This window comes from Candidatus Eisenbacteria bacterium (assembly GCA_013140805.1).
Lineage (GTDB): Bacteria > Eisenbacteria > RBG-16-71-46 > RBG-16-71-46 > RBG-16-71-46 > JABFRW01.
The window spans coordinates 1-3,610 of sequence record JABFRW010000212.1 but is presented as its reverse complement, the minus strand read 5'-3'; the positions used below and the strand labels follow the sequence as shown (position 1 = coordinate 3,610).

Below are 3,610 nucleotides of genomic sequence, written 5' to 3'. Positions count from 1 at the left end.
TGGGTCGCCGGCCTGCGGCGCAATCGGTCCGCGCGCGGGCGGGTCGCGGCTCCGAGTCTTGCGTTGCGACGTGTGACGCTCGCCACCGAACCGGGTCTGCTCGCGGACGGCACCCGATGACGCTCGATCCGCGCACCCCGCTGCCGGTATCGTTCGAAGGTCTGCGCGAACGCGCGCGCCGTCATGGCGAGGCGCTCGGTATGCCGACGCTGATCGCGATCGCGGCCGTCGCCGCGGTGCTGGCCATCAGTGCACTGGCGATGCTCGACTACATGATGGGCCAGCAGTCGCACCGGCTCATCAAGCTGCTGTTCGGCGCGATCGGACTCGGCGCGATCGCGGGGCTGCCGCATTTCGGGCTCTCACTGTTTCCGGTGCTGCTGCCGCTTCTGGGCCTGTTCCCGAAGCTGCCGATTCCAGGCGTCAACACGCTGAATGCTCTGGTGCTCGGAGTATTCTTCTCGTTCGCGCTCATCAAGGTGATGCGGCGCGAGCCGTTCCTGCGCGGCGGCTGGCTGCACCTGCCGATCGCCGCGTTCCTGGTGTTCTGCGTGTTCTCGATCATGCGCGCGGCGGCATTTCCGACCGGGCACACGTACCAGGCGGCACCGGCCGGCATGTCGCTGTTCCGAAGCGGCATGAGCTTCGCGGTCTACTTCGTCGCGATCGCGATGCTTCGCGGCGCGAAGGACCGCACCCACCTGGTGTGGGGCGTGGTGCTGGGTCTCGCGATCGAGACCGCGTTCACGTTCGCCTACGGGCGCAACCTGCACGGTCGCGCCACCGGCACGATCGGGCAGGCGAACGAGCTCGGCACGTTCCTCGCGATGTTCTCGGTTTTCGCGCTCTCGCTGGCGTTCGGCGCGCGCGCCTGGTGGCAGCGCGGATTCGCACTCGCGGTTGCGGTGTGCGGCTCGATCGGCGTGTTCATGACGGTTTCGCGCGGCGCCATGATGGCGCTGGCAGCCGCGGCTCTGCTGGTCGCGGCGCGCTCCTCCCGGGTGTTCTTCGTGTTGCTGGTGGTCGGGGTGGCGACCAATCCGTTCTGGATGCCGGAGTACGTGAAGGAGCGGCTCTCGACCACCCAGACCGAAGACGACGAGAGTGACGACGTGACGCTCGACGCTGGTGCTCAGTCGCGCGTCAACACCTGGCAGACCCTCATGGTGCTGATCCAGGAGCACCCGCTCGACGGCGTCGGCTACGACGCGCTCGGCGACGTGCTGCCGCAGGCCGGTGCGGCGCTGGGACTGCGGGTCAAGGACTCATCGCACAATACGTACCTGCGCATCCTCGCCGAGCTCGGCATCTTCGGCATGATGGTGTTCCTGTGGTTCTGGTGGCGATGCGTGCGGTTGTGCGAGGCCGGCATCAGGGTGGCGGCCGATCGTTTCGAGCGACAGGTGGCGGTCGGCGCGGGCGCCGGGTTCCTGGTGCTCGCGATCTCGTGCTGGTTCGGCGATCGCTTCTGGGACGTCCAGGTGACCGGCAATCTGTGGGTGCTGTGCGCGGTGATCGACCACCGCGTGCAGGAGTACCTCGGGGTGCGGGCGTGAGCGCGCGCACCGTACGCTGGTTACTGAGCCTCGCGCATGCGCCGCGCGGCGCCGGCGGTCGTGGATCGCTCACGATCCTCCGCCATCATCGCGTCTACGACGATCGCGAGCGGCCGCTCTATCGCCTCGGCGTCAGCGCCTGGGTGCTGCGCGACCAGTTGCGGTTCCTCGCCGCCGAACGCCTGACGCCGATCACGGTCGGCGAGGGGCTCGCGCATCTCGCCGGCGGTGGGGCGGGACATCGTGTCGCGCTGAGTTTCGACGACGGCTATCGCGACAACGTCGAGCGAGCACTGCCGCTGCTGGCCGAGACCGGCGCACGCGCCACCTTCTTTCTGACTGCGGGACTGATGGAGGAACGACAGCCCGCGTGGTGGGACGTGCTCGATCACGCGCTCGCCACCACCCGGTCGCGCGAGCTGCGCTGGGCACCTAGCGGCGCGCCCCGCGTCTGGCCGCTCGGCGGACTCGCCGAGCGCAGCGCGGCGCTGCACGCGTTGCTCCCGGCTTTTCGGACGTCGCTCGCGGAGCGCGACCGGCGCCTCGCATCGCTGCGGCAGGCGCTCGAAGTGACGGCCGCCGCTCCGTGCGAGTTCGCGACCTGGGACGAAGCGCGGGCGTTCGCCGCGGCCGGCATGGAGGTGGGCGCACACACGCTGCACCATCCGCATCTCAGCGTGCTCGAGGCCGCGGATCAGCACCACGAGATCGCCGCATCGAAGCAACAGGTCGAAGCGCGGCTCGGCGTTTCGGTCGCGGGGCTCGCCTACCCGGGTGGGGATCACGACGACGTCACGGTCGCGGCGTGTCGCGCGAGCGGGCTCACCTACGCGGTCACGACCCGGGCCGGGGATGTCGTCGCGCCGTTCGATCCGTTCCGGATTTCGCGCCGCGGATTCAGCGAGGGCGCGTGCCTCGGACCCGGTGGGCGATTCTCGCGCCGCCTCGCGCGCGCCGAGCTCGACGGCGCGTTCGACCGCCTGCGCGCCACCGCACGCGAGGTGGCGTCGTGACTGCCCCCGCGATGCCGCCTCGCATCCGGGTGCTCTACGTCGTCAATAATTTCGTAGCCGGCGGTGCCGAACGTCATCTGCTCGAGTTGTGGTCGCGGCTCGATCGCGATCGCTTCGAGCTCGCGATCGCGTGCTTCGAACGTCGCGGGCAGTTCACTGTCGCGGTCGGTGCACTCGGCTGGCCGGTGCACGACCTCGGCATGAGCTCGCGCATCTACGGCCCGTCGGGATGGCGCGGGCTGCTGCGGCTCGTGAACCTGGTTCGCGATTGGCGTCCCGATGTGATCCACGGTTACCTGTTCGGCCCGAACCTGTTCGCGGCGTTGGCGGGGCGGCTGTGCGGGGTGCGTGCGGTGGTGGTCTCGAAGCGCAACATGGACGAATTCGAAACCCCTCGTCAGGTCGCGGTTCAGAGGCTCGCGCATCGTCTCGCGACTCACGTGGTCGCGGTCAGTCGCGCGGTCGGAGAGAGTTCGGTCGCCCTCGGAGTGGCGCGCGAGCGCGTCACGGTGATCCCCAACGGCGTCGACGTCGATCGATTCGGAAACGGCGCCATCGAGCGCAGCGCGCTCGGACTGAAGGGCGTCGCGCCGGTGATCGGGAGCGTCGGATGCCTCGCAGTCCGCAAGGACCAGGGCATGCTGCTCGAAGCGCTCGCACTGCTGACGCGAGAGGGGCAGCCGTTCGAAGCGGTGCTGATCGGTGACGGCCCGGAACGCGAACGCCTCGAGCGCCAGGCGCACACGCTGGGGCTCGACGACCGGGTGCACTTCCTCGGCGAGCGCCCCGACGTCGAACGGCTGCTTCCGGCGCTCGATGTGTTCGTGCTGTCGTCGCGCGAGGAGGGCATTCCGAATGCGCTGCTGGAAGCCATGGCGGCGGGGCGCGCCTCGATCGCGACCGCAGTAGGAGGAACGCCCGAGGTGATGCAGGACGGACGCACCGGCTGGCTGGTGCCGGCCCGGGATCCGGCCGCGCTCGCTCGAGCACTCGCCTCGGCGCTCGCCGACCCGACCGAAGCGCGGCGCCGCGCTTCGGTCG

At 69.9% G+C, this 3,610-nt stretch carries 3 protein-coding genes; all 3 read left to right on the top strand.

The annotated features are described in order from the left end of the window. The first annotated feature begins 116 nt into the window (after nt 1-116). Complete coding sequence (locus HOP12_16225) at nt 117-1,556, top strand: hypothetical protein (protein ID NOT35688.1); 1,440 nt, start codon at nt 117-119, stop codon at nt 1,554-1,556. Next, the gene (locus tag HOP12_16220) at nt 1,553-2,569 is read left to right on the top strand and encodes a polysaccharide deacetylase family protein (GenBank protein ID NOT35687.1); all 1,017 of its coding nucleotides are present in this window, start codon (nt 1,553-1,555) and stop codon (nt 2,567-2,569) included. The genes HOP12_16225 and HOP12_16220 overlap by 4 nt, the downstream gene beginning before the upstream one ends. Then, nucleotides 2,566-3,610: glycosyltransferase (locus HOP12_16215; GenBank protein ID NOT35686.1), on the top strand; the 1,045-nt coding region annotated here is incomplete at its 3' end. The genes HOP12_16220 and HOP12_16215, both read left to right, overlap by 4 nt.

Excerpts from the sequence above, each read along its gene's own strand:
- HOP12_16225 (NOT35688.1), top strand. The coding sequence starts at position 117 with ATGACGCTCGATCCGCGCACCCCGCTGCCGGTATCGTTCGAAGGTCTG.